Below are 24675 nucleotides of genomic sequence, written 5' to 3' on the forward strand. Positions count from 1 at the left end.
GGTCAGGGCACCGTGTCGAGCGCGGCGCCGGCGAGGCCGTCCGCCGGGTTCGGCGCAGGGGTGAAGTCCCACATGCCGCGGTGACGGAAGGCGAGCGCGGCGGGTACGAGAAGGCCGGCGGCCGCCCCGACGAACAGCCCGGTCGCGCTCACCTGCAGGACCGCGCCGGCGATCACCTGTGACACCGGGCCGAGGCCGTACATCGACAGCATGAGCAGGGCCATCACGCGTCCCACCAGGTGCGACGGGGTCATCCGCTGGAGCAGGCTGATGATCGTGATGGACAGGTACCCGTTGCCGATCCCCCCGACGACCATCAGCGCGACCGCGACCCCGGTGGACGTCACCAGCCCGAGCGCGGCGTAGATCACGGCGAGGAACGGGAAGATGGCCACACCCAGCACACCGAGCACCCGCGGGGACGGGGTCGCCACCCCGGCCACCGCCATGCCGGCCAGGTTGCCCAGGGCGTAGCCGGACAGGATCATCCCGAAGGCCGCCGCGCCCTCGGCGAACCGGGTGGACGCGAGCACCGGCAGCCCCACGAGCAGCGGCCCGGTGAGCAGGAAGTTCGCCAGGGCGATGACGATGACCATCGTCCGGGTGGTGTCGTGGTGCCACGCGTGGCGCAGCCCGTCCGCGACGTCCCTCAGCGGGTGGTGCTCCGAGCCGAAGCCGGCCAGCGGGCGCATCAGCGCGAGGGTCAGTGCGGCGAACGCGAACGTCGCGGCGTCGACGCCGAAGGCCACCGCGATGCCGGTCAGCCCGGAGCGGCCGTCGGCCGCCCCGCCGAGGAGGGCGACGATGCTGCCGGCCAACGCCGGGCCGACGAACTGCGCGACCTGGTCGGCGATCATCATCAGGGAGTTGCCGGCGGCGAGTTCCTCGCCGGGAAGGACGCGGGGCGGCGTGGCCTCCGCCGCGGGCAGGAAGAACCCGGAGACCACGCCGAAGGAGACTGCCACGCCGTAGACCATCCACAGCTCGACGGTGCCCCCGGCCACGGCGACCACGAGGAGCACGGTGATCGCTAACCGCACGAGGTTGGAGGCGAGCATCAGGGTGCGCGGCGAGAACCGGTCGGCCAGCGCGCCGCCGAACAGCATCAGCACGGCGCGCGGCACTCCGGCCGCCGCCAGCACGAGGCCCAGCTGGAGGGGGTCGCCGGTGACGGCCAGCACCAGCCAGGGCAGGGCGATCAGGTGGAACTGGTCGCCGAGGTGGCTGACGGCCTGGCCGAGCCACAGCAGGCGGTACTCGCGACGGGACAGCACGGTGCGCATGGGGGTTCTCCTGGGGACGGGCGGGCGGTCACGCCTGCACGAGGGGGACGGGGGTCGCGTCGGCCGGGATGAGCGTGCCGGCGGAGCGGGCGGTGAGGATGCCGGTGACGAGTGCCCCCACCGTGATCGCGAACTCGGTGTCGAAGCCCAGGTAGGCGCCCTCGGCGAGCATCCGGCGCACGTGCGGGAAGCGCTCGACGGGCAGGTCGCCCCACGGCTGCTCGGGCTCGTCGGCCTCGAGGTGGGCGGCGTGGATGCTGGACAGGCCGATGACCGTCTGGCCGATCGCGTCGAGGGCCACCATCGCCTCGACGGCGGAGAAGCCGGCGTCGTAGAGGATGCCGAGGATGACCTCGACGCCGGCGAGCTGGGCGGGGGTCCGCAGTGAGCGGGCGGCGACCAGCGGCAGCGCCCTCGGGTGGGCCATGAGCGCCCGGCGGAAGGCGTGCGCGGCGGTGAGGAGCCGCTCGGCGGTCCCGTGCGTGGGGTCGTCGACCCCGGCGTCCAGCCCGGCCATGACGCGGTCGACGATCAGGCTGAACAGTGCAGCCTTCGAGGGCACGTGGTAGTAGATCGTGCTCGCGTCCACGCCCAGGCGCGCGGCGAGCGCGCGCATGTTGTGCCCGTCCAGCCCGGTCTCGTCGATCAGCTCCAGTGCTGCGGTGACGACCTGCTCCTGGCTGAGGCTGGGACGGTTCGCCGTGCGGGGGGACATGCGGTTCTCCTCGGGTTTGTCCAACAGTGTTGGATACTATTCCAACACTGTTGGATACCGCAAGGGAGGGTGTCCTCCCGTTGGCTCCCGCCCGGTCGTCCGAGCGGCCACGCGCGAGTCGCAGGCGCTCGTGCGTCTGTCGGCCCTTGTGAGCCCTCCACCGAGCTTGGGGGGACTCCGCGGCCTTCCTCCCCACAGCTCCTGGCAGGGAGGCAGTCCCCCTCGGCGTACTGGTCTACCCGATCGCGATCATCTGCGTGACCGCCGTGCTCAGGAGAGATTGGTGCCGGCGGCTCCCGTAGTGCCAGCGCATCGGAGGTTCTGTCGGGGCGATCGCTTCTGGGGTTCAGAGCATGCTGCCGTGTACGTTCCAGTCGCCGGACGTGTCCATCTGGTTGGCGGCGGCGAGGCGGCGGCGTCCGACCGGGTGGTTGGCCAGGAAGTTGACGACTGCGACCCAGAACCCGTTGATGTGGTGCAGGTCGAGGTTGGCGTACTGAGCCAAATCCATGGACTGGTAGTTGCGCTTGCCGGCGTACAGGATCGACAACGAGCGCGCGGCGGAGACCTCGGGCACGAGCAGGGCTGCGGCGATCCGGTCCGCAGAGTACTCCTGGGCGCGGGTGAAGGTGTTGCTCAGGTAGAGCAGTTGGACCGCAGAGCGAAGGATGATCCGGCGGATGTTGATGTGGCCGAGCTTCACGTGCCCCAACTCGTGGGCGATGATGAAGCGGAGCGTGTCGTGGTCACCGAGCTCGTAGAAGGTGTCAACCACGTCGCTGTAGACCACGATGAACGTCTTGCGGAGGCCGCGCTTCGCCGCGTGGGCGTTCAGTTCTCCGTTGCCGTTCTTGATGTAGAGCCTCGGCGGGTTCGGCACCTCCATCCGGGCGAGCAGGTCCTGGTAGACCGCCCAGACCTCCGGGTACTGGTGTTCAGAGACCTCGACCGACTGCACGATCTCCTCCCAGTACTTGAACGGAAGTGTGACCAGCATCACGAACGGCAGCCCTATCACCGCCATGACCACGCTCGACAGCCAGCCGGGGATGTCGAACCGGCCCAGGGCCAGCGCGCCGAACAACAACACCCAGAACACGGCAAAGGCGAAGCTGAGATACACCATCGGCATCTCCCACCGGTGCCGATAGCGGTTACCTGCACGAAGGTCACGCTGAGACTCGAACATCAGAACCCTCCGGCGGATTGACCGACCATGGTTTCAGTGGACGTTTTCGAGCGTCGCATGATCTGTACATACCCACAAGGCGGGACTTCTCTGGGGCAAATCGTGCCCGCTGCTGCCGATCGCCAACCTGTCCAGCTCGGCGGTGATCCTGCTTCGTCCTGGGGCGAGTAGCCGAGAAGACGCACCCAGGCCGGCGCCCGGTGAAGACGCCGCGTCCTCGGTCCGAACCGGCGCCGGCCGCTCTGTCTGCGTGTTCCTCGCCGGCCCGCGCCCTCGGCGGATGGGCACACAGTCAGCATCCTCCGTGTCAGTAGTAGTAGGGGAACTATCAAGGCAGTCTACGGCCTGTCTCGGAAGCAGCTGATAGCGTTGGTAAACGCAGTTTGACTAGGGCTTATGGCGTTGGCTGGCGTTGGCATTGATCGGACGGGTTCGGTGGTCCTGCGGACTTCTTGCGGACTTCTTGCGGACTTAACTGCCAGCCGCCACGGGGCTGTCTGCGATCTCCTGCGCACCGCCGGTCCGTTCGGTCCGTGTCGCCGCGGACTACCCGCCCCGACAACTCCCGCAAACGATCACGGCGACTCCCGTTGCGGTGCCCCCGCGCCGACGAACTTCCGACTTCACGAGCGACGCTTCTAGGATTTCAGGCCCGATGGATCTGGGATTTCGCCATCGAGTCAGCCTAGACTGAACCGGTGACCAGCTACCGTCCCCGCGTGGCCGACGCCGAACTACGGGATCTCATGAGTTTCATGGGTGCTGTCCTCATCGACGGCCCGAAGGCCGTCGGCAAGACCGCGACGGCGTCCCAGGTAGCCCGGACCGTCTTCCGGATGGAGATTGACCGGGCCGCCCGCGCAGCGCTGGAGACGTACCCCGACCAGTTGTTCGCCTCCCCGACGCCGATCCTGTTCGACGAGTGGCAGGACACTCCGGACATCTGGAACCTCGTCCGGCGCGCGGTCGACGACCACAGCGACAAGGGCCTCTACCTCCTCACCGGCTCGTCGCGGCCCCGCGACAATGCGCGCCTGCACTCCGGGGCGGGCCGGATCGGTCGCCTGCGGATGCGTCCGATGAGCCTGTTCGAGTCCGGCCACTCGACCGGCGCGGTCAGCCTGGCCGCGATCCTGGGTGGCGCCGAGCCGAGCGGCTCGCCAGCCACGTTGTCCATACCTGAGTTGATCGAGCGCATCGTTGTCGGCGGCTGGCCCGAGACCGTCGACCTCCACGAACGGGCGGCGCGGGCGTGGGTCGCCGCATACAACCGCAACGTCGTCGACGTCGACGTTCCCGCGCTCGGGCCACGCCGCAACCCCGGCAACCTCACACGGCTGCTCGCATCGCTGGGTCGTGCCGTGGGCACGCCGCTACGTAGGTCGGCGGTCACGATCGAGGTCGGCGGCCAGAACGGCCCGATCGACGACAAGACCCTCACCAACTACCTCGACGCACTGGACCGGCTCATGCTCATCGAGCCGCTGTCCGCCTGGCAGCCCCACATGCGCTCGCGTACCCGTCTGAGAACGACCCCGGTGCACCACTTCGTGGACCCGTCGATCGGCGTTTCGGCACTCGGCGTCGGCACCGCCGAGTTGCTCGCAGACCTTGAAGCGGCAGGATTCCACTTCGAGTCGCTCGGACTGAGAGATCTCCGCATCTACAGCCAGCCCCTCGGCGCATCCCTGTCGTCTTGGCGAGACACGCAGCTGAACCGGGAGATCGACGCCATTCTCGAGCTCCCCAACGGTCGCTGGGCCGGGTTCGAGTTCAAGCTCGGCGAGACCCAGGCCGACACCGCAGCCGAGTCGCTGCTCCACATGGCGAGCAAGGTCGACAAGGAGCAGCACGGCGAGCCTGCCGCGCTCGTCGTCGTGACGGGTGGACGTTTCGCCTATCGGAGGCCGGACGGCGTCCTCGTCGTGCCGATCACGTCCTTGGGCCCATAGCGCCGTCGTCAGACATCGTCGCGCTCCGCGTGGTCCAGCCTTCGAAGGCCGCGGGCCTCACCAGCCAGGGCTGAGGTCGGGGCCGGGTGGGCTGAGCCGTGGGGGTTCTCGGTGGGGGTCGATCCGGGTCGGGGTTGTGGGTGGCCGGTCGGGTCTGAGCTCGGCATGCATTGTCTCGGCGGCCTGGTGGATGGTGGTCCAGCGGTTGGCGAGCTGGTCGGCGTGGTCGTGCCATTGGGGGTCGCTGGCGAGGTGTTCCGCCTGCTGGCCCAGCCAGCCCGGCAGAGGCCGACGCAGACCTCGTAGCCAGGGCTTGTCACTGTCGGCCTCCCACACGAGGTCACCGGGCAGAGCTGCGTCGGCGAGGGTGTGCCACTGGCTTGGCGTGAGGACGTCGGCGAGTTGTCGCTCGTCGTTGACGAGGTCGATGATCTTCCGGACCGGGTCTGCTGTGTCGCGGGGCTGGGGCTCCGTGAGCCAGGCGTCCCGCAGTGCCTCGAGGTCGGCGCGGCTGTACCTCTGCTGGTACTCCACGCCGGGAAGGGGCAGGAGCTCGAGAGTGAGCTGGTGCCGCTCGTCGCGCAGCCAACCGAGGTAGCGCTCGGCGTGTTCAACCTCGCCGGCGAGCTGACGGGAGGTTCCCACGTGCCGTCGGGCGTTCTCGGTGAGCTCGGCATGACGGGCGCGTCGGCCGGCCTCGGTCTGCTGGACGTCCCATAGCGCGTGGCGGGCTGCGGCGAGATCACGCTCGCGGCTACCGCGGTTGAACGGGTTCGCGTGCTGTGCCCGGTCCTCGGCGGCCGAGACGGCTTCCTGGGCAGCCCGCGTGGCCTGAACAGCCTGCCCGACCCGCTGCGCCGCACTGTCCACCCGCAGGGCCACCTGTCGTTCGGTCTCGACGGCCTGGGCGAGCTTGCTCCGCAACTGCTCCTGGCTGGCCTCCCGCTGGGCGATCTCGAGTGCTCGACGCTGCTGGAGCCGGTCGACGTGGGCGAGCGCCTTGTCGAACAGGTGGGGGTCGCGAACCTCGTCGGGCCACTCAGCGTCCCGGGCGATCTGCTCTGCCGCCTCGGCGACCTGCCCGGTACCGATCGGCGGGAAGTGGCGGCTGGGCATGTCGACCAGATCGCCCATCCGTTCCCGATCGGCGGCCGCGGCCAGGTCGGCGGCACGCCAACCGGTGTCGGCACCAGGCTGGGACAGGATCTCCTCAACCTGGGCCCGAGCCAGGCCCGGGTCCCCGTCGGGGGCGAGGATCGCGGCCTGGTTGGCGTAACGGCCGCGGGTCGAGCCGACATAGAACGAGGGACGGTCCATGCCCTCGTCGACCAGCAGCACGGCCTCGTTCACCGTGACCCCTTGGGCGCCGTACCCGGTCACCGCGTACGCCAGCTGCAGCCGTTCACGCGCCGCATTCCCCGACAGCCGCAACTCCCGGCGGCCGTCGAGACTGATCAGGTACGCGCCCGCATCGTCCAGGGCGTCGACCCGCCAGCGTTCCCTGTTCGCGTACCGGTGGCCGGCCTCGTCGACTCCGTTGACCCGGGTTGCGACGATGTCGCCCTCGCTGATCGTCTCCGAGGCCCACTCCCCCCGCGGCGCGGTGGCGAGCGTGTCACCGGTCACGATCCCGACCGTGCGCAGCCGGTCGGCGATCAGCCCGTTCAACTGCTGCACGTCGGGATTGGTAGCGGCGATCACCAGCCCCACTCCGGCGTGAGCCCGCTCGGCCCACCCGTGCGCGATCGACGTCTGACGCTCGGCCTCGGAGGCGTACAACGTCGCGCGACCCATCACCTCCGCCGCGGTCGCCTCCGGGTCGGCACCGGTCCGGATCGCGACACTGTGCGCCGCATACGCCTCATCCTTCTCCCCCGTGCGGAGCCGGAAACGATGGACGTCATCGGCATCGTCCAGCAGGGCCACTCGTTCGGGACGCGCCGTGCCCTTCGCCAACTCCATGACACCGCCCACCCCGACCGCGGAGAACTGGAACGAGTCACCCTGGACCCGCACCTGCCAACCGCAGACGCCGGCGAGAGTCACCAGCGCCCGCGCCGCATCCTGGGACACCATCCCGGCCTCATCCACCACGAGCCTGCTACCGGCAGGCAACGACTCTTGTGGACGCCGGTTGGGCTCGGCCCATACCCAGCCGCCCGCCGTGTTCTTGTCCCAGCCATACCGTCCCAGCAGGGAATCGACCGTCGACGCTTCGACCCCAGCCCCAGCGGCGGCGATCGCGGCCGCCCCGGTCGGCGCCACCACCGCGACCCGCTGGCCGGCCGCAGCAGCCTCCGCCAGGTACCCGGTCAGGCTGGTCGTCTTCCCGACCCCCGCGGCACCCTCGACCACACTCAACCGATCGCGATCGGCCAGCACGGCCAGCCCGGCCCGCAACTCGTTCTCCCGTGACATCACCGAGGGGCTGGTCCACCACTTCACCGCCGCCGACGGCCTACCCTGCGCGACCGACGGCAACAGCCGCGACTCCCCCAACGCCCGCGCCACGACATCCATTGCCAGCTCGTCCAGCGCCGCAGCAGCCCCCCGCACCCGGCCCTCGACGGCCAAGATCGCGGCCGCCTCGAGATCAGCCCGCGACCACGCCGACCGCTTCAACCCCTGCGCTTCCACCAACTCGGCCGCGAGGGCATCCCGGTCCAGCCGAGCCACACTCACACGACCGTCCAGCACCACCAAAGCCGGCTCCGGCAACCTGAGGTGGTGCTCAGCGAGCACCTCTCGGATCCGGGCCGCCCATACCGCCAACTCGTCGTCCAGCACCCCGGCCTCGGCCTTGTAGGGCCGCTGCTGCTCCCACGCCTGCACATCCCACAAGCGGGCCAACCGGGCGGTCGGCTCCTTGCCGGGGTTCTCCGCCCGCCACTCGGCCTCGATCCGGGCCAGGTTCCGCTCCAGCTGCGCCGAGCGTCGGCTCATCGCCTCCACCACCGGCCGCAGCAACCGGATCTGACCCAGCTCGTCGACCTGGTAGCCAAAACCTTCCAGCACCGGCCGCAGTTCGCGGAGCTGCTCACGCTGGAAGATCGCCTGCACCGCTACGTTCAGATTCCGTGCGCCGAGCGTGTCCAGCGCCCGCCACTTCCCGGCCGCCCACACCCTGGCCGAGATCTCCATGTGCCGGTGGAAATGCGGATCCCCGGCACGGGACGAGAAATGTTGCACCGAGGCGATCTCGATCCGCTCTACCCGTACCCGCACCACCTGGCCGGCCTGCTTCACCTGCACCGTCCCGTTCTCCCACAGGTACCGCAGCACCGCCCGCTCGGCGTTCACCTGTCCCCGCAACAGCGCGGCCCGGACGCCGGGGTCGAGGACGGCGAGAATGCTCCACTCCTTCGGCCCGTTCACCAGGAAGTCAACGGCCGCGACATGCTCCGGCTCCACCGCTTGGGCCCACCGCGACTCGCCAGTGAACGGGTCCAGTCCGGCCATGAACCGGGCGAACTGGTCTGCGTCCAGCTGCCGCTCCACCAGCTTCCCGTCAGCGCCGATCCCCCGCCACGTCACCACAGCGTGACCATGCTCCGACAGGTACTCATCGGCCCGCGAATGACCACAGGTCGACAGGTAAGCAACCATGCCGGCAGCCCCCGCCGCCCGCACGATCCCCATCGACGTCATCGCCACTCAGCCATGGTACATTGCGTGCTTCATGGGCAGGCTTGACTGGGCTCAAGTCTGCCTTGGTCCTTGACTGGAGATGGGGGAGACGGGGGAGGAACAATGCCGGGCGGATCGGCAATGTTCCACCTACAGTTGCGAAGCGACGCGACCGCTCCTGCGACACGGCGATCTCAGATACCCGGGGCACTCCCAATTTGGGGGCCTGGGCAGGAAGGATCCGGGCCTGCTTCCAGGCGTTGATCGTGGCTCGGCCCGGGCGCCACGGGGCATCATTGTTGCCCTCCGCTCAGCCGGGCGAGACGCCGGCCGGCCTCGGTGAGCACGTCGTCACGTTTGCAGAACGCGAACCGCAGCAGCGTGCGCGCGGCTCCGGAGTCGTCGTGGAACGCCTGTACCGGGATGGCCGCCACGCCCGCCGCCGCCGGCAGCAGCCGGGCGAACGCGCTCGCGTCCACCACGCCCAGCGGGGCGACGTCGGCGACCACGAAGTACGTGCCCGACGGCACCGCGACGGGCAACCCTGCGCCAGTGAGGGCCCGGACCAGGAGGTCGCGCTTGTCGCGAAGCGTGTCCCGGAGCCCGTCGAAGTACGCATCCGGCAGGCCCAGGCCGGTGGCGACGGCCAGCTGGAACGGCCCGTTCACGCCGAACGTGAGGAACTGCTTCACGCTCCGTACGGCGGCCACGGCCGCCGCCGGGCCGCTCACCCAGCCGACCTTCCACCCGGTGACCGAGAAGGTCTTGCCCGCAGAGGAGATCGTCAGCGTGCGCTCCGCCATCCCGGGCAGGGTGGCCATCGGCACGTGCTCCGCCCCGAACGTGAGGTGCTCGTACACCTCGTCGGTCACCACCCAGGCACCGTGCTCGGTCGCCAGCCGAGCGATCAGCTCCAGTTCGGCCCTGGTGAACACCTTCCCGGTCGGGTTGTGGGGGCTGTTCAGCAGCACCAGCCGGGTGCGCTCGCTGAAGGCCGCCCGCAACTGCACCTCGTCGACGGCGAAGTCCGGGAACCGCAGCACCACCGTCCGTCGGGTCGCGCCCGCCAGATCCACCAGCGCGGCGTAGGAGTCGTAGTACGGCTCGAACATCACCACCTCGTCGCCCGGGGAGCAGAACGCAAGGATCGTGGCGGCGATCGCCTCGGTGGCACCGACCGTCACCAGCACCTCCCGCTCGGGATCCAGGTCGATGCCGTACCGTCGCCGCTGGTGTGCGCTGACGGCGGCCAGCAGCTCCGGGCGTCCGGACAGCGGCGGGTACTGGTTCGCGCCGTCGTCGATCGCCCGCTTCGCGGCGGCCAGCACTGTGGCCGGACCGTCGGTGTCCGGGAACCCCTGGCCGAGGTTGATCGCCGCGTGCCGCTGGGCCAGCGCCGTGATCTCGGTGAAGACCGTCGTGCTCTGACCGCGCAGCCTGCTCACCAGCTCCATCCCGGGCCCCCTCGCGCCGGCCCCGCCGTCCACGTCATGCCAGCGCCTGCTCGATGTCGTCCACGAGGTCGTCGACGTCTTCCAGACCCACCGAGAACCGGACGAGCTCCGGCGCGATGGCGTCCGGGGAGCCCTCCTTGGCGGCGTGGGTCATCGACGCCGGGTGCTCGACCAGCGACTCGACCGCCCCGAGCGACACCGCCAGGGCGAACAGGCGAGTGCGCTCGCACGCCCGCCGGGCAGCGTCCGCGTCCCGGAGCGTGAGCGACACGACGGTGCCGAAGCCGCGCATCTGGCGTCGCGCGACGTCGTGGCCGGGATGATCGGGCAGGCCCGGGTAGTGCACCCGCCGCACCGCCGGATGGCCCCTGAAGTGCTCCGCGATCCGTCCCGCGGACGCCGCCGCCCGCTCCGCCCGGACGTGCAGCGTCTTCAGCCCGCGAGCGGCCAGCCAGGCGTCGAACGGGCCGGGCACCGCGCCGGTGGCGTTGCGCAGGTAGGCGATCGAGTCGGCCACGTCGCTGCTCCCGCCGACACCGGACCGGTCGCGCGGAAGAGGCAGCCCCGGACGGGTCACCAGGGCCCCGCCGACCATGTCGGAGTGGCCGCCGATCAGCTTGGTGGTCGAGTGCACCACCACGTCGGCGCCCAACGCGAGCGGCTGCTGGAGCGCCGGCGACGCGAACGTGTTGTCCACCACGAGCAGCGCACCTGCGGCGTGGGCGAGGGAGGCGATGCGGTCCAGGTCGGCGATCTCGAGCAGCGGGTTCGACGGCGTCTCCAGCCACAGCACGACCGGCCGCGTCCGGGCGAGGTCCCGCTCGAGCGCGGCGAGGTCGAACACGTCCGTCGCCACCGGGGTCCGGCCCTCGCCGGCAAGCACGGCGGTGAGCAGGCGGAACGTGCCGCCGTAGACGTCGCGGCCGAACAGCACGGTGTCACCGGGCCGGGTGAGCACCCGCAACAGCGTGTCCTCCGCCGACAGACCCGAGGGGAACGCGAACGCCGCCCCGCCCGCTTCCAGCGTCACCAGCGCGGTCTCCAGGGCTGACCGGGTGGGGTTGCCCGAGCGCGAGTAGTCGTAGCCGGAGCGGGGGACGCCCGGAGTGTCCATCACGAACGTGGACGCCAGCGTCAGCGGTGGAACGATCGCACCGCTCAACGAATCGGGCGCCTGCCCGGCGTGGATCGCGTCGGTGGCGCGGGCTGCGGGCGGCCGGTTCATCGCTCCTGCCCGTGGCGGTCGTCGGCGAGCGGGTCGAGGACCCGCTTCAAGAACTCCCGCGTCCGCGGTTCCACCGGCGCGGCAAGCACCTGCGCGGGTGGGCCCTCCTCCACGATCACGCCGCCGTCGAGGAACGCGACGTGGTCGGCGACCTGCTCGGCGAACCGGATCTCGTGGGTGACGACGACCATCGTCCAGCCCTGCTTCGCCAGATCGCGCATGACGACGAGGACGTCCCCGACCGTCTCCGGGTCGAGGGCGGAGGTCGGCTCGTCGAACAGGATCAGCCGGGGACGCAGCGCGAGCGCGCGGGCGATACCCACACGCTGCTGCTGGCCGCCGGAGAGCTCACTGGGAAAGGCGTCCGCCTTGTCGGCCAGCCCGACCTGTTCCAGCAGCGCGCGGCCGCGCTCGCGTGCCTGGGCTGCCGGCTCCTTCTGCACGTGGATCGGGCCCTCGGTGATGTTCTCCAGCGCCGTCCGGTGCGGGAACAGGTGGTGGGCCTGGAAGACCATGCCCGAGCGAGCCCTCAACGCGGCGAGCTGGTCGCGTCCCGGGCGGGCGGCGAAGTCGACCGTGACGTCGTCCACGGTGACGATCCCCGCCTGCGGGTGGGACAGCCCGTTCAGGCAGCGGAGCAGGGTGGTCTTCCCCGAGCCGGACGGCCCGATCAGGACGGTGACCGATCCCTCGGCCACGTCGAGGTTCACCTCGTGCAGCACGACGTGGTCGCCGAACGCCTTGCGCAGGTTTCGCACGCTCACCAGGCTCATCGGGATCCTCCTAGACGGTGGTGTAGCGGCCGAGCCTGCGCTCGAGCCGCTGCTGGGCGACGGACAGGACGGTGCACACCAGCCAGTAGATGAGCGCGGCCAGCGTGTACAGCTGGAGAAAGGCGAACGATGGCGCGGCGATCTCCTGCGCCTTCCGCAGCAGCTCGGTCACCATTACCGACGAGGCCAGCGAGGTGTCCTTCACCAGCGAGATGAAGGTGTTGGACAGCGGCGGGACGGCCACCCGCAGCGCCTGGGGCAGCACCACCCGGCGGAGCGTGAGCGAGTAGCCCATGCCCACCGTGCTGGCCGCCTCCCACTGGCCACGCGGCACGGCGAGGATGGCCGCGCGGATCGTCTCCGCCGCGTAGCCGCCGACGTTCAGCGAGAACGCCACCACGGCCGAGGGGAACGGGTCGATCACCACGCCGAGGCTCGGCAGGGCGTAGACGATCAGGTACAGCTGCACCAGAAGGGGCGTGCCACGGATCACCGACACGTAGAACTGCGCCAGCCGCGCCAGCACCGGCACCGACGACAGCCGGGCGAGCGCGACGAGCAGGGCGATGACCAGCCCGATCGCGAACGAGATCACGGCGAGCGGGATCGTCCCGGTCACCGTGCCCAGCAGCATCGGGACGATCGAGTGCAGCAGCAACTCCCAGTCACCCTGGCCCATGGCACACCCTTCCGAAGAGGGAACTACTTCGAGATGTCCTTGCCGAAGTACTTCTGCCCGATCCCGGCCAGCGTGCCGTCGGCGGCCAGCTCCTTCAGCGCGGCGTTGATCGGCTCGAGCAGGCCGGAGTCCTTGCGCAGCGCGAACGCCTGGCTCACCTTCTGGTCGGGGACCTCGAAGCCGATCTTCACCGAGGTGTCCTTGGTGGTCGTGAAGTACTCCAGGGCGGCGAGGTTGTCGTTGAAGGTGGCGTCGACGCGGCCGTCCTTCACCGCGGCGACCGCCTCGGTGAAGCCGTCAACCGGCTCGACAGTCGCACCGGCCTTGCGGGCGAAGTCGGCCCAGTTCGAGGTCGCCGTCTGGGCGGTGGACTTGCCCTTCAGGGACTCGACGGAGGTGATGGCGGCGTTGTCGGCCTTCACGATCACCACAGGGTAGGAGACCGAGTAGGGGTCGGACAGGTCGTACTTGGCCTGGCGCTCTGGATTGATCGACACCTCGTTCGCGATCAGGTCGTAGCGCTTGGCCTCCAGGCCGGCGAAGATCGAGTCCCACTTGGTCTCGGAGAACTGCGGCTTCACGCCCAACTTCTGTGCCACCGCGGTGATCACCTCGATGTCGTAGCCGGTGAGCTGGTTGGAACTCGCGTCGTGGAACGAGAACGGCGAGTACGTGCCCTCGGTCGCGACCTTGAGGACGCCGGACTTCTGCAGCTCGGCGAGGGCGGGGTTGGTGCTGGTGGCGGACGAGGACGCCGGGGCCGGGGCGGCAGACGGCGTGGCGGGGGCCGCGCAGGCCGCGAGGCCGGTCAGCGTCACGACAGCGATGGCGAGGGCGGGGACGAATCGGGTGAGCTTCATGAACTTCCTGCTTTCCGGAGGTGGCGAACGGGGGACGGCACGGGCCGTCGGGGATGGAGCAATCGAGGATGGCGGGCTGTCGTGGGGACGGGTACCCGCGCCGGAGGCTCTGTGCCCGCCTCGCCTCCGGCGCGGGCGCAGTGGGTCAGCCCTGGCTGCCCGGAATCACGTCACCGGAGGGCCAGGTCTTCGTGATGAAGTCGGCCACCTCGGGCGAGTGCAGCAGCTTCTCCAGAACGGCGACCCCCGGGTTGGTGTTGTCCGTGCGCCAGACCAGCAGGTTCGCGTACGGGTTGCCCGCCACCTGCTCCACCGCGAGGGCGTCCTTCGTGCTCAGCCCGGCGGTGAGGATGAAGTTGCCGTTCACGAAGGCCAGGTCGACCTTCGGGTCGTCGAGCTGCTGCACGATCACCTCGGGCTGGTTCTCGATGAACTTCAGGCCCTTCGGATTCTGCTCCTTGGTGAGGTTCAGCACGTTCGATGCGTCCGTGATCCCCTTCAACAGGCCGGCCGTCTCCAACACCCGCAGGCCCCGGATCTGGTTGGACGCGTCATTGGTGATCGCGACGCTGGCACCATCCGGAAGCTCGGCGAGGCTCTTGTACTTCTTCGAGAACGCGGCGTACGGCTCGATGTGCACCCCTGCGCCGTGCTCGAAGGCGTAGCCCTTCTCCTTGATCTGCGCCTCGAGGTAGGGCAGGTGCTGGAAGTAGTTCGCGTCCAGTTCCTTCGAGGCGAGGGCCTCGTTCGGCTGGACGTAGTCGTCGAACTCGACGATCTTGAGCTCGATCCCCGCCTTCGCCGCCAGGTTCTGCTGGATGAACTCCAGGATCTTGGCGTGCGGCACGGGGCTGGCGCCCACCGTGACCTTCGTCAGCGTGGCCGGGGTCGCCGACGGCTGGGGCGTGGCGGCCGTGCTGGTGCCGGCGCAAGCCGTCAGCGCCATGACGGCCGCGGCGATGGCGACGGCGGACAGGTGCTTGCGTAGTGATCCCATGAGTGACTCCTTGCGGTACTGGCCCTGGGTCGGGGCCGTGGGTTGTTCGACCGTGTGGTCGGCCCGGCGTGGTGTGCCGGGGGCTGTGGGGGCGCTCATCGGTGGTCCACCCGTCGGACGAGCGCGTCTCCGGCCAGCTGCACGAGCTGGACGAGGAGCAGGAGGATGACGAGGACGACGAGCATCACTTCGGGCTGGAAGCGCTGGTAGCCGTAGTTGTAGGCGAGCCGGCCGAGGCCACCGCCGCCGATCAGGCCGGCCATCGCGGAGTAGCCGATGAGGGCGACCAGCGTGGTCGTCACGTTGGCGACCAGCGACGGCAGGGCCTCGGGCAGGAGCACCTTGGTGACCGTCTGGAACCGCGTGGATCCCATGGCGTGGGCGGCGTCCACCTTGCCGGGGTGAACCTCGCGCAGCGAGGCCTCAACCAGCCGGGCGAAGAAGGGTACGGACGCGATGGTCAGCGACACCGAGGCCGCGACGGGCCCGATCGAGGTGCCGGCGACGAGACGCGTGAACGGGATCAGCGAGACCATCAGGATCGCGTACGGGATCGACCGGGTGATGTTCACCACGATGCCGCCGAGCACCACGTTGACGGCACGGTTGTGCGCCAGCCCCCCGGGCTGGGTGACGAAGAGGACGACGCCGAGCGGCAGCCCGAACAGGACCGTCGCGAAACCGGAGATCGCCACCATCAGCAGCGTCTCCAGGAGCGCGGGCCACAGAGCGGTGCTGATCGCCGGGTTGTCCAGCAGCGACGTGATCCACCCACTCATCGGATGGCTTCCCCGCCGGGCGTGCCGAGACTGGCCCGGACGCCGCGCCGGTGGAGGTGTGCGACTACCTCCACCGGGTCCAGCGGCGGACGGACCAGAACCCGCCAGCGGCCGAAGGTGGTGCCACCCAGTCGTTCCACAGTCGCAGCGACCACGGCGAAGTCCACGCCGAAGTGCCCGGACGCCTCGGTCAGCGCGGTCAGCCGGTGGTCGGTCGCGACATCGAGCACCTCGATCGTCGTCCCGATCTCCGGATCGACCGCCGGTGTCGCCGGCAGGCCGATCAGGGTCTCGCTGAGCCTGCTGCCGAACGCTCCCACCACGTCGGTGAGCGCTCCGGACTCGACGACCCGGCCGCTCTCCAGGAGCGACACCGAGTCGCAGATCCGCTTCACCACCTGCATCTCGTGGGTGATCACGAGGACGGCGAGCCCGAGGCGGGCCTTAAGGTCGCCGATCAGGTCGAGGATCTCACCCGTGGTGGTCGGGTCGAGGGCGCTCGTCGGCTCGTCGCACAGCAGCACGTCGGGGTCGGTGGCCAGCGCCCGGGCGATGCCCACCCGCTGGCGTTGGCCCCCGGACAGCTGTGCCGGGTAGGCGCCGCCGGTGTCGGCGAGTCCGACCAGGCCGAGCAATTCGCGTGCCTTGGCGGTACGTTCAGCGCGCCCGACCCCGGCGAGTTCGAGCGGGTAGGCGACGTTGCCCTGGATGGTGCGAGCGTCGAAGAGGTTGGCGTGCTGGAACACCACGCCCAGCCGGCGCCGTGCGCGACGGAGGTCGTCGGATCGGACGGAGGTGAGTTCGACCCCGTTGATCTCGACCGTGCCCTCGGTGGGCCGGTCGAGCAGCGCAAGGCACCGCACCAGCGTCGACTTGCCCGCCCCGGACTGGCCGATCACGCCGTGCACCGAGTTCTCCGGCACAGCGAGGGTGACTCCGTCGAGCGCACGCACCTCGCGGTGCGCCTGGCGGTAGACCTTCTTCAGATCGGTGACTGCAATCACGATGGCGACTCCTGTCGGGCGGACGCAGCGCGCGAACGCGCGGCGAGAGGGCGTGGAAGGAGGTGGCCCGACAGGGCAGTGCGGACGCCTCGGAGGCGTCAGCAGGAGGAGATCAGGCCGCTACCGGCCGACCAGGGGCGCTGTCGGGTCGAAGATCACCGACAACACATTCGCGCACACATCATGGCCGGCGTCAGCGGACGCAGGCTGGTGTGACGGCGCGAGGTGATGAACACGGCGCCAAGGTAGACCGGTCGGACCGGGACGCGCAAATCCCGGGCTCATGCCCACCATGCGAGATCGCGATTCGTATACCCGTGGATACAACTGGCACGATGTCTCCCATGAGTCCGGACCTGGTGGTGCGCGTCGGCGCTGTCGCCGTGGTCTGTGCGTGTTGTTGTCGAATGCCCCGCTGACACTCGACCCAACCCCTCCCGCCCCGGCCTGGGCGTCCCGCTCGCGGCCGACGGTCATACCCAAGGACTCTCATGGCCACCCTGATCGAGGCGTCGCTGCCTCTCGCCGACCGCCCCCAAAGGCTCCTCGCCGGTCCGGTCACGGTGCTGCGCGGACGCGCTCCGCTCCGGCTGCCGGCCGTCCCGGCCACGGCGCTGTCCCGCGTGCGGGGAGGCACGTTCTCCTCGACCGTCGACGTGATCCGCCTCGCCGACGGCACGGTGGCACACACCGACCTGATCCGGCTGAACCCGAACATCGACGCCTACTCCCTCGACTTCACCGGCACTAGCCCGCGGCAGCTCTCGCACTACCGCGAGGTGTCGTTCCGCAACGCGCCGGTACGGGCCGCGCAGCTGTGGCAGGAGGAGATCACCCGGATCCTCACCCACGGATACCCCCACGTCTCCACCACCGAGCTCACCCGGCGGCTCGTCGAGGCCGGGTACCCCGTCGGCGCCGGAGCGATCCGCGAGCACGAGGCCATCGCGGCGACGCAGGCCGCGATCTGGCGCCTGACGAACGGCCTCGAACTCGACACCACGGCCCTGGACGAACCGGTACGCGCGTGGGCCCGGATCGGCGACCACCCCAGCGCCCGTCCCGTCGCGCCGACCGGCGCCGGGGTTCTCGACTGGCACACCACCGTGCCGGCGGGCGAGGCGGTCCACCTCGAACTGGAACTCGCCGAGGAACCGGAGCTGGAGTCGTTCGGGTTCGTGGTCGGTGCCCGCACCGGACGCCAAGAGATGCAGGTCACGCTCGAGCGCTCGCTCGACGGCCGCACCTGGCAGCCGGTCTCGCACTCCTCGCTCCCGCTTCCTGCGTCCCGCGGACGACGGGTGCAACGCCGCCTCGGCGTCGGCGCGACGGTCTCCCGCGCGACCGCGGCGTCCGGGCGGCGGGGCTACCGCTTCTACCGGCTCGTCGCCACCGGGCCGTCTGATCGCGACGGCCTGCTCGACCTCCGCGACGTGCGGCTGGACGTGGCCGGGGGCTCCCGTTTCCGGAACAACGAGCGGGTCGTCTTCCTCTACGACCTTCTTCTCTCCCAGGCCACCGGTGAGGCACCGGCCGTTCGCAGGGAGCCCGTGCGCACAGCGGCTGGGGAGGTGCTGGGGCCGTTCGTGCTCGCGGAGGCCCCTGCCACCGTCGACGCCGGCGGCGCGCGGGTGGTGGACACCGACGGCAACCACCTCTGGGGCCCGATCGAGCCCGGCACCCGCTTCTTCGTCCAGAGGGACGGCGGGCCCTCCACGACACGCCTGGAGCTGAGGGTCCACCACTCCCACCTCCACGCGCGGGTGCTCATCGGCGCCCGCACCCCGGGCGGCCCCAGCGCGTTCACCCCGCTGGTCTCGCTGGCGAATCTCGCGGGCACGGAGGCCGGCCCGCGCACCGTCGTCCTGGCCCACGACTCCTGACCTCGTCCAACCAAACCTGAGGAGCCCCATGTCCATCGACCAGACCGAGTCGCAGGCGCTCGGCGATCTCGCCGCACGGCAACTCGCCAACGCCACCAAGACCGTCCCCCAGCTCGACACCATCACGCCGCGGTGGCTGCTTCACCTGCTGCAGTGGGTGCCGGTGGAAGCCGGCATCTACCGCGTGAACCGGGTGATCAACCCCGAGCGTGTGGCCGTGCAGGTCGGTGAGGCCGGCGAGGAACCGTTGCCCACCACCTTCGTCGACTACCAGACAAACCCCCGCGAGATCACCCTGCGTTCGATCTCGACGATCGTCGACGTGCACACCCGCGTCTCCGACCTCTACTCCAGCCCGCACGACCAGGTGACCCAGCAGCTGCGCCTGACCATCGAGACGGTCAAGGAGCGCCAGGAGTACGAACTGGTCAACAACCCCGAGTACGGCCTGTTGTCCCAGGTGGTGCCCGAGCAGACCCTCACCACGCTCGCCGGCCCGCCCACCCCCGACGACCTGGACAGCCTGCTCACCAAGGTCTGGAAGACGCCGAGCTTCATCCTCACCCACCCGCTCGGTGTGGCGGCCTTCGGTCGCGAAGCCACCCGGCGCGGCGTGCCGCCGGTGGTCACCAACCTGTTCGGCGGCCAGTTCCTCACGTGGCGGGGCATTCCGATCATTCCGTCGGACAAGGTGCCGCTGGAGGATGGGAAGACCAAGTTCGTCCTGGTGCGCACCGGCGAGGAGCGCCAGGGCGTCGTGGGACTGTTCCAGCCCGGCCTGGTCGGCGAGCAGTCCCCCGGCCTGTCGGTGCGGTTCAACGGCATCAACCGCCAGGCGATCGCGTCCTACCTGGTCTCGCTGTACTCGGCGCTGGCCGTGCTCACCGACGACGCGCTCGCCGTGCTCGACGGCGCCGAGGTCGGCGTCTTCCATGACTACGCCTGAGCTCCGTTCTGCCGGCGCCGGCGGCGAGGCACCGATCAGTCCGGCGGAGCTGTCGCGCCTCGCCTCGCAGATCTACGCCGAACTGGCGCCGTTGCAGGTGGCCTCCCCGGCCCCTCCGACCGCCCCGCCCGCTCCGCGTGGCTCGGCGTCGGACACCACGTCAGCGGCGTCCGGGCTTCCTCAGACCGCTGACGCCGCCGGCGTCGCCTCCCCCGTCGGCCAGGTCGCGCCGGACGGGATCGAGCCGGCAACCTTTGCGCTGGCCCTGCCCGGACCGGACACCCCGCCCTACACCGTCCCGGTCGCACCACGGGGTTCCGCCCCCGGCTCGAGTGCCGCCACCGAGCCGCTGACCGGCCACAGGGTTCCCGTGGTCAGCCCGTCGGCCCTCCCGTCCGGCCCGGCGGGGCCGGCCGCAGGGCCAGTCCTGCGGCCATCGGGCTTCGCGGCCGGCGGGCTTCCGTCCCTCCCCCTGGCGCCCGGTGTCGGGGGCGTTGCGATCCCGCAGCTGCCGGACCTCGGCCGGCTCCTCGCCCCGTGGGGTGCCGCCGAACCGACACCCGTGCGGCCCGACCGGTTCAGCCTCGCGGACCAGCAGCGGTCGGGCGGGCTGCCACCGAACGCACTCAAGGCCCACCCGGACGGGTTCGACGTCGAGACAGTGCGCAAGGATTTCCCGATCCTTACCGAGCAGGTGAACGGACACCCGTTGATCTGGTTCGACAACGCGGCCACGACCCAGAAGCCGCAGGCGGTGATCGACCGGCTCGCCCACTTCTACGCCCACGAGAACTCCAACATCCACCGTGCGGCGCACGAACTCGCCGCCCGGGCGACCGACGCCTACGAGGACGCTCGAGACACGGTCCGCGACTTTCTCGGCGCCGGGCGATCCGAGGAGATCATCTTCGTCCGGGGGGCGACGGAGGGCATCAACCTCGTCGCCCACTCCTGGGGCAGCAAGAACCTGGGCCCGGGCGACGAGATCCTGATCACCCACCTCGAACACCACGCCAACATCGTGCCGTGGCAGATCGTCGCCCAACGAACCGGTGCCGTGCTGAAGGTTGCCCCGGTGGACGACAGCGGCAACCTCCTGCTGGAGGAGTTCACCCGACTGCTGGGACCCCGGACCAGGCTCGTGGCTGCCACGCAGGTCGCCAACGCCGTCGGTACGGTCAACAACGTCGAGGCCATCGTCGCGCTCGCCCACCGGGCGGGAGCGCGAGTGCTGATCGACGGCGCGCAGTCGGTCCCCCACCTCGCAGTGAACCTGCAACGGCTGGATCCTGACTTCTTCGTGTTCTCCGGTCACAAGGTCTTCGGCCCCACCGGCATCGGCGCGGTTTACCTGAGCGAGCGGATCTGGGACGAGACCCCTGCCTGGCAGGGGGGCGGCAACATGATCGCCGACGTCACCATCGAACGCAGCATCTACCAGGGCCCGCCCAACAAGTACGAGGCCGGCACCGGCAACATCGCCGACGCGGTCGGGCTCGCTGCTGCGCTGCGGTACGTCAACGGCGTGGGGATCGAGCGGATCGCCGGCTACGAACACTCGCTGCTGGACTACGCCACCCCACGGCTCGCCGCGATCCCCGGCGTGACGCTGGTCGGCACGGCCGACGCCAAGGCCAGCGTCCTCTCGTTCGTGCTCGCCGGGCACGAGCCCGAGGACGTCGGCAAGGCGCTCAACGAGCGCGGCATCGCCGTCCGGGCCGGGCACCACTGCGCCCAGCCGATCCTGCGTCGCCTGGGCGTGGAGAAGACCGTCCGTCCATCCTTCGCCTTCTACAACACGGTGGGCGAGATCGACCGGTTCCTGGAGGCGGTCCGAGACCTCAGTGAGCGGGGCACAGCGGTGTAGCCGCTCACCGGGATGAAAAGCCCGGCGCCCCTCGTTCACGCTGGAAGAGGGGCGCCGGCCCCTAGATCCGAACCTGAGGCACCAGCCGGCGTCCGCGCGGAGGGATGCCGGTGGCGCTGATCAGCTCGCTGTGGAAGGCGGGCTCGCCGGTGAGCTCCGGATGGAAGGAGAGCCCGGTGACCCCGCCCGCGCGTGCGCCCACGACCCGGCCGGCGTGCGTACCGACGACGTCCACCCCGGGGCCCAACCTGGTCACGATCGGTGCGCGGATGAAGGCCACGCGGACCGCGCCCAAAGGCGTGGCCAGGGTGGTCTCAGCGGAGTCGACCTGGGGGCCGAGTGCGTTGCGCTGCACGGTCACGTCCAGCACCTGGAGCGAGCGCTGGCCAGGCGCTGGATCGACCACCTCGCGGGCGAGCAGCACCAGTCCGGCGCAGGTCCCCAGCGTGGGCAGGCCGCCGGCGATCGCCACACGCAAGGGTTCGAACAGGTCGAACAGGCGCAGGAGCTTGTCGATCGTCGAGGACTCGCCGCCGGGCAGCACCAGCGCGTCCACGCGCAGCCCGTCCGGCCCGGCGAGGTCGGACGGGGCGCGTACCAGCGTGACGCGGGCACCGAGGTGCTCGAGCAGCTCGCGGTGCTCCCGCACGCCGCCCTGGAGCCCGAGGACGCCGACGGTGGGCGGCATCACCAGCCCCGTTCCGCCAGCCGGTGCGGCGCCGGGAGGTCGGCGACGTTGATCCCGACCATGGCCTCCCCCAACCCGCGTGACGCCTCGGTGATCACGGCGGGGTCGTCGTAGCGGGCGGTCGCCTTCACAATCGCCGCCGCCCGCGCGGCAGGGTTGCCCGACTTGAAGATGCCCGAACCGACGAACACGCCGTCGGCACCGAGCTGCATCATCAGCGCGGCGTCCGCGGGGGTGGCGACACCACCGGCGGTGAACAACACGACCGGGAGCACGCCGGTCTCAGCCACCTCGCGGACGATCTCGTAGGGCGCCTGCAGGTTCTTGGCCGCAGCGTAGAGCTCGTCAGGGTTCGCCGCGTAGGTGGCCTGGAGCACGGCGATCTCGTGCCGGATGGTGCGGATGTGCCTGGTCGCCTCGGAGACGTCCCCGGTGCCGGCCTCGCCCTTCGAGCGGATCATGGCCGCACCCTCGGCGATCCGGCGCAGCGCCTCGCCCAGATTCGTCGCACCGCAGACGAACGGGACGGTGAACGCGTGCTTGTCGATGTGGTTGACGTAGTCGGCCGGCGAGAGCACTTCGGACTCGTCGATGTAGTCGACCTTCAGATGCTCCAGTACCTGGGCCTCGACGAAGTGGCCGATCCGCGCCTTGGCCATCACCGGGATCGACACCGCCTCGATGATCGCGCTGATCAGGTCGGGATCGCTCATCCTGGCCACCCCGCCCTGCGCGCGGATGTCCGCCGGAACCCGCTCCAGCGCCATCACCGCCACTGCGCCGGCGTCCTCGGCGATCCGGGCCTGCTCTGGGGTGACCACATCCATGATCACCCCACCCTTGAGCATGTCCGCGAGTCCGCGCTTGACCAGTGGGGAACCGAGTGTCGTCGTCATGGCTCCATCGTGCGGGGGTTACTGGTACAGCGCCAGATCCGGAACTGGGAACAATCGACTGGACCAGTAAGCTGACGGCGTGCGCAGCAGCCCCGAGATCACCCTGCCGGTGAGGCTGGACCGGTCCGGCACCGACCCCCTGCCGGCCCAGCTCGCCGGCCGGCTTCGGGAGCTGGTGACCGCGGACGTCCTCGCCCCCGGTGACACGCTGCCCTCGACGCGCGCGCTGGCCGTTCACCTCGGGGTGTCCCGGGGCACCGTGCTGGCCGCGTACGACCAGCTCCTCGCCGAGGGCTACCTCAGTGCCGCCGCCGGGCGCTCCACCGTCGTCAACCCGCAGTTGCGGCGGGTCCACCCGCACCCGCCCCGGGCACACCGCCCGTTGCCGCCGGAGCCGACGCCGGCCTACGACCTGCGACCCGGCCGCCCGTGGGCAGAGGAGGTCACCGGGCCGGCGTGGCGCACAGCGTGGCGGCAGGCGTCCGCGGCACCGGTCGGCGGGCCGGTGCCGGTGCTCGGGCTGCCGGCCTTGCGTTCGGCCTGGTCGGAGCACCTGCGCCGGATGCGCGCCGTGGTGCGCGATCCCGCGCAGATCGCGGTCACCGGCGGCGGACGCGAGGGCTTCGCGCTGGTGTTGCTCGCCCGGGCCGGAGCCCGCCCGCTCCGGGTGGCGGTCGAGGAGCCCGGCTACCCGTCGCTGCGTCGCGTGCCGGCCCGCTTCGGCGCGACCGTCGTCCCGCTGCCCGTTGACGAGCACGGCCTGCGAGTGGCCGACCTCCCCGGCGGACGAGCCGCGCCGGACGTCCTGCTGGTGACCCCCAGCCACCAGTACCCGCTGGGCGGATCGCTCCCGGTCGACCGGCGCCAGGCCCTGCTCGAGTGGGCCCGACGAAACCACGTCCTGATCGTTGAGGACGACTACGACTCCGAACTGCGCTACACCTCGCAGCCGCTGCCGGCCCTGGCTGCGCTCGACGACCCGGTCGAGGGCAACGTGGCGCTCCTCGGCACGCTATCGAAGACCCTGACCCCGGCGCTCGGCATGGGCTTCCTCGCGCTTCCGGCCACCCTCGTCCCCGCCGTCGCCGCCGCCCGGCACGATCTCGGCCAACCCGTGGGCGCCGTAGCTCAGCAGGCGATCGCCCACTACCTCGCCGCGGGGGCGCTACGCCTGCACACCCAGCGCATGCGCAACCGCTACCGCCGCCGGCGCGCCCAGGTCACCGCCGCCCTCGCCGACACCCCGGGGGTGCGCGTCTACCCGATGGACGGCGGCCTGCACGCGGTGGTGCAGACCCGCCGACCCGAGGCCGAGGTGGTGGCGGCACTCGCGGCCGCCGGGGTACTGGTGAGCCCGCTGTCGGAGTACTGGTCGGGAGCCGGGCAGCGCCAGGGCATCGTGTTCGGCTTCGGAGCTCTCACTGAGCGTGAGCTGGCCGAGGCGATGTCACTAGTCGCACCAGAGGTCGGTCTGAACCGCCTGTAGATCGCTTTCGGGCGGCCTGGGACGGGCGGGCAGCGTTTCTGTCGTGCTCGTCTGCGGGTAACTCGGGAGTCATCTGCCCCCGGGGCACCGCCGGTCACGTGAACACCGTCACCGGCGTCTTCCCGGTCACCGCAGCGGCCGCCGATCGCCTCAGCCGATTCCGGGCCGGCGGAGTCATCCTCGCACTGGTGGCCATCTGAACCGAACGACGGGCACCCGCGGGCGGCGGACCTCCCGGCACAGCGTCACGCAACGCGAGCGCGGCGCCCAGCGGTTCAGATACCCCATTCGTCGATGGCTGTCCCGGTTCGGGAAAAGGTCGATGGACAATCGTCCAAAATCAAGGTATGCATGATAGTATTCCTCTCACGG

At 70.4% G+C, this 24675-nt stretch carries 19 protein-coding genes; 5 read left to right on the forward strand and 14 right to left on the reverse strand.

Annotated features, from left to right (window positions below; translation table 11 throughout):
* Positions 1 to 2: 2 nt before the first annotated feature.
* The 3 genes from ACFQQJ_RS12635 to ACFQQJ_RS12645 form a co-directional block, all read right to left on the reverse strand.
* Positions 3 to 1283, reverse strand: a complete 1281-nt coding sequence (locus tag ACFQQJ_RS12635) for an MFS transporter (protein ID WP_377106937.1) — start codon at positions 1281 to 1283, stop codon at positions 3 to 5.
* A 28-nt stretch (positions 1284 to 1311) separates the two neighbouring features.
* Complete coding sequence (locus tag ACFQQJ_RS12640; protein ID WP_377106938.1) at positions 1312 to 1998, reverse strand: TetR family transcriptional regulator; 687 nt, start codon at positions 1996 to 1998, stop codon at positions 1312 to 1314.
* Between the two features lie 346 nt (positions 1999 to 2344).
* On the reverse strand, positions 2345 to 3124 hold the full coding sequence (locus tag ACFQQJ_RS12645; RefSeq protein ID WP_377106939.1) for a M48 family metallopeptidase: 780 nt from the start codon (positions 3122 to 3124) through the stop codon (positions 2345 to 2347).
* Positions 3125 to 3885: 761 nt separating this feature from the next.
* Between ACFQQJ_RS12645 and ACFQQJ_RS12650 the strand changes: the two genes are divergently transcribed.
* Entirely contained in the window at positions 3886 to 5139 is a 1254-nt protein-coding gene (locus ACFQQJ_RS12650; RefSeq protein ID WP_377106941.1) for an ATP-binding protein, read from the forward strand.
* A gap of 57 nt (positions 5140 to 5196) precedes the next feature.
* Here ACFQQJ_RS12650 and mobF read toward each other — a convergent pair whose 3' ends face one another.
* The 9 genes from mobF to ACFQQJ_RS12695 form a co-directional block, all read right to left on the reverse strand.
* Complete coding sequence (gene mobF / locus ACFQQJ_RS12655; protein WP_377107060.1) at positions 5197 to 8787, reverse strand: MobF family relaxase; 3591 nt, start codon at positions 8785 to 8787, stop codon at positions 5197 to 5199.
* A 272-nt stretch (positions 8788 to 9059) separates the two neighbouring features.
* Positions 9060 to 10220: a pyridoxal phosphate-dependent aminotransferase gene (locus ACFQQJ_RS12660; protein WP_377106942.1), complete on the reverse strand. Its 1161-nt coding sequence runs from the start codon at positions 10218 to 10220 to the stop codon at positions 9060 to 9062.
* 34 nt (positions 10221 to 10254) lie between these two features.
* Positions 10255 to 11445: an aminotransferase class I/II-fold pyridoxal phosphate-dependent enzyme gene (locus ACFQQJ_RS12665; RefSeq protein WP_377106944.1), complete on the reverse strand. Its 1191-nt coding sequence runs from the start codon at positions 11443 to 11445 to the stop codon at positions 10255 to 10257.
* Positions 11442 to 12218, reverse strand: a complete 777-nt coding sequence (locus ACFQQJ_RS12670) for an amino acid ABC transporter ATP-binding protein (RefSeq protein ID WP_377106946.1) — start codon at positions 12216 to 12218, stop codon at positions 11442 to 11444. Before ACFQQJ_RS12670 ends, ACFQQJ_RS12665 begins: the two co-directional genes overlap by 4 nt.
* A gap of 10 nt (positions 12219 to 12228) precedes the next feature.
* Complete coding sequence (locus ACFQQJ_RS12675) at positions 12229 to 12897, reverse strand: amino acid ABC transporter permease (protein WP_377106947.1); 669 nt, start codon at positions 12895 to 12897, stop codon at positions 12229 to 12231.
* A 23-nt stretch (positions 12898 to 12920) separates the two neighbouring features.
* The gene (locus tag ACFQQJ_RS12680; RefSeq protein WP_377106948.1) at positions 12921 to 13757 is read right to left on the reverse strand and encodes a transporter substrate-binding domain-containing protein; all 837 of its coding nucleotides are present in this window, start codon (positions 13755 to 13757) and stop codon (positions 12921 to 12923) included.
* A gap of 145 nt (positions 13758 to 13902) precedes the next feature.
* Positions 13903 to 14853 (reverse strand): MetQ/NlpA family ABC transporter substrate-binding protein, encoded by a 951-nt coding sequence (locus tag ACFQQJ_RS12685; protein WP_377106949.1) that lies wholly within the window; start codon positions 14851 to 14853, stop codon positions 13903 to 13905.
* Entirely contained in the window at positions 14850 to 15533 is a 684-nt protein-coding gene (locus tag ACFQQJ_RS12690; RefSeq protein WP_377106950.1) for a methionine ABC transporter permease, read from the reverse strand. Before ACFQQJ_RS12690 ends, ACFQQJ_RS12685 begins: the two co-directional genes overlap by 4 nt.
* Entirely contained in the window at positions 15530 to 16537 is a 1008-nt protein-coding gene (locus tag ACFQQJ_RS12695; RefSeq protein WP_377106951.1) for a methionine ABC transporter ATP-binding protein, read from the reverse strand. The genes ACFQQJ_RS12690 and ACFQQJ_RS12695 overlap by 4 nt, the downstream gene beginning before the upstream one ends.
* A 491-nt stretch (positions 16538 to 17028) precedes the next feature.
* Between ACFQQJ_RS12695 and ACFQQJ_RS12700 the strand changes: the two genes are divergently transcribed.
* Genes ACFQQJ_RS12700 through ACFQQJ_RS12710 form a run of 3 tightly spaced genes read left to right on the forward strand, consistent with a single transcriptional unit; the run spans position 17029 to position 21233 of the window.
* Entirely contained in the window at positions 17029 to 18420 is a 1392-nt protein-coding gene (locus ACFQQJ_RS12700) for a thioester domain-containing protein (RefSeq protein WP_377106953.1), read from the forward strand.
* A 28-nt stretch (positions 18421 to 18448) separates the two neighbouring features.
* Entirely contained in the window at positions 18449 to 19366 is a 918-nt protein-coding gene (locus ACFQQJ_RS12705) for a family 2A encapsulin nanocompartment shell protein (protein ID WP_377106954.1), read from the forward strand.
* Positions 19353 to 21233, forward strand: a complete 1881-nt coding sequence (locus ACFQQJ_RS12710; protein ID WP_377106955.1) for a family 2A encapsulin nanocompartment cargo protein cysteine desulfurase — start codon at positions 19353 to 19355, stop codon at positions 21231 to 21233. Before ACFQQJ_RS12705 ends, ACFQQJ_RS12710 begins: the two co-directional genes overlap by 14 nt.
* Positions 21234 to 21294: 61 nt before the next feature.
* Here the strand turns inward: ACFQQJ_RS12710 and pdxT are convergent, their stop codons facing one another.
* Entirely contained in the window at positions 21295 to 21921 is a 627-nt protein-coding gene (gene pdxT / locus ACFQQJ_RS12715) for a pyridoxal 5'-phosphate synthase glutaminase subunit PdxT (RefSeq protein ID WP_377106956.1), read from the reverse strand.
* Positions 21921 to 22817 (reverse strand): pyridoxal 5'-phosphate synthase lyase subunit PdxS, encoded by an 897-nt coding sequence (gene pdxS, locus ACFQQJ_RS12720; RefSeq protein ID WP_377106957.1) that lies wholly within the window; start codon positions 22815 to 22817, stop codon positions 21921 to 21923. The genes pdxT and pdxS overlap by 1 nt, the downstream gene beginning before the upstream one ends.
* A gap of 79 nt (positions 22818 to 22896) precedes the next feature.
* Between pdxS and ACFQQJ_RS12725 the strand changes: the two genes are divergently transcribed.
* Positions 22897 to 24303 carry a PLP-dependent aminotransferase family protein gene (locus tag ACFQQJ_RS12725; RefSeq protein ID WP_377106958.1) on the forward strand — a complete coding sequence of 469 codons (1407 nt, stop codon included), beginning with the start codon at positions 22897 to 22899 and terminating at the stop codon, positions 24301 to 24303.
* Positions 24304 to 24675: the final 372 nt, after the last annotated feature.

This window comes from Propionicimonas sp. T2.31MG-18, assembly GCF_964266745.1.
GTDB lineage: Bacteria > Actinomycetota > Actinomycetes > Propionibacteriales > Propionibacteriaceae > Propionicimonas.

Coding starts and splice junctions, on each gene's coding strand:
- ACFQQJ_RS12675 (WP_377106947.1), bottom strand. CDS start 12,897: ATGGGCCAGGGTGACTGGGAGTTGCTGCTGCACTCGATCGTCCCGATG.
- mobF (WP_377107060.1), bottom strand. CDS start 8,787: ATGACGTCGATGGGGATCGTGCGGGCGGCGGGGGCTGCCGGCATGGTT.
- ACFQQJ_RS12700 (WP_377106953.1), top strand. CDS start 17,029: ATGGCCACCCTGATCGAGGCGTCGCTGCCTCTCGCCGACCGCCCCCAA.
- pdxT (WP_377106956.1), bottom strand. CDS start 21,921: ATGCCGCCCACCGTCGGCGTCCTCGGGCTCCAGGGCGGCGTGCGGGAG.
- pdxS (WP_377106957.1), bottom strand. CDS start 22,817: ATGACGACGACACTCGGTTCCCCACTGGTCAAGCGCGGACTCGCGGAC.
- ACFQQJ_RS12665 (WP_377106944.1), bottom strand. CDS start 11,445: ATGAACCGGCCGCCCGCAGCCCGCGCCACCGACGCGATCCACGCCGGG.
- ACFQQJ_RS12635 (WP_377106937.1), bottom strand. CDS start 1,283: ATGCGCACCGTGCTGTCCCGTCGCGAGTACCGCCTGCTGTGGCTCGGC.
- ACFQQJ_RS12645 (WP_377106939.1), bottom strand. CDS start 3,124: ATGGTGTATCTCAGCTTCGCCTTTGCCGTGTTCTGGGTGTTGTTGTTC.
- ACFQQJ_RS12640 (WP_377106938.1), bottom strand. CDS start 1,998: ATGTCCCCCCGCACGGCGAACCGTCCCAGCCTCAGCCAGGAGCAGGTC.
- ACFQQJ_RS12670 (WP_377106946.1), bottom strand. CDS start 12,218: ATGAGCCTGGTGAGCGTGCGAAACCTGCGCAAGGCGTTCGGCGACCAC.
- ACFQQJ_RS12660 (WP_377106942.1), bottom strand. CDS start 10,220: ATGGAGCTGGTGAGCAGGCTGCGCGGTCAGAGCACGACGGTCTTCACC.
- ACFQQJ_RS12710 (WP_377106955.1), top strand. CDS start 19,353: ATGACTACGCCTGAGCTCCGTTCTGCCGGCGCCGGCGGCGAGGCACCG.
- ACFQQJ_RS12690 (WP_377106950.1), bottom strand. CDS start 15,533: ATGAGTGGGTGGATCACGTCGCTGCTGGACAACCCGGCGATCAGCACC.
- ACFQQJ_RS12680 (WP_377106948.1), bottom strand. CDS start 13,757: ATGAAGCTCACCCGATTCGTCCCCGCCCTCGCCATCGCTGTCGTGACG.
- ACFQQJ_RS12685 (WP_377106949.1), bottom strand. CDS start 14,853: ATGAGCGCCCCCACAGCCCCCGGCACACCACGCCGGGCCGACCACACG.
- ACFQQJ_RS12705 (WP_377106954.1), top strand. CDS start 18,449: ATGTCCATCGACCAGACCGAGTCGCAGGCGCTCGGCGATCTCGCCGCA.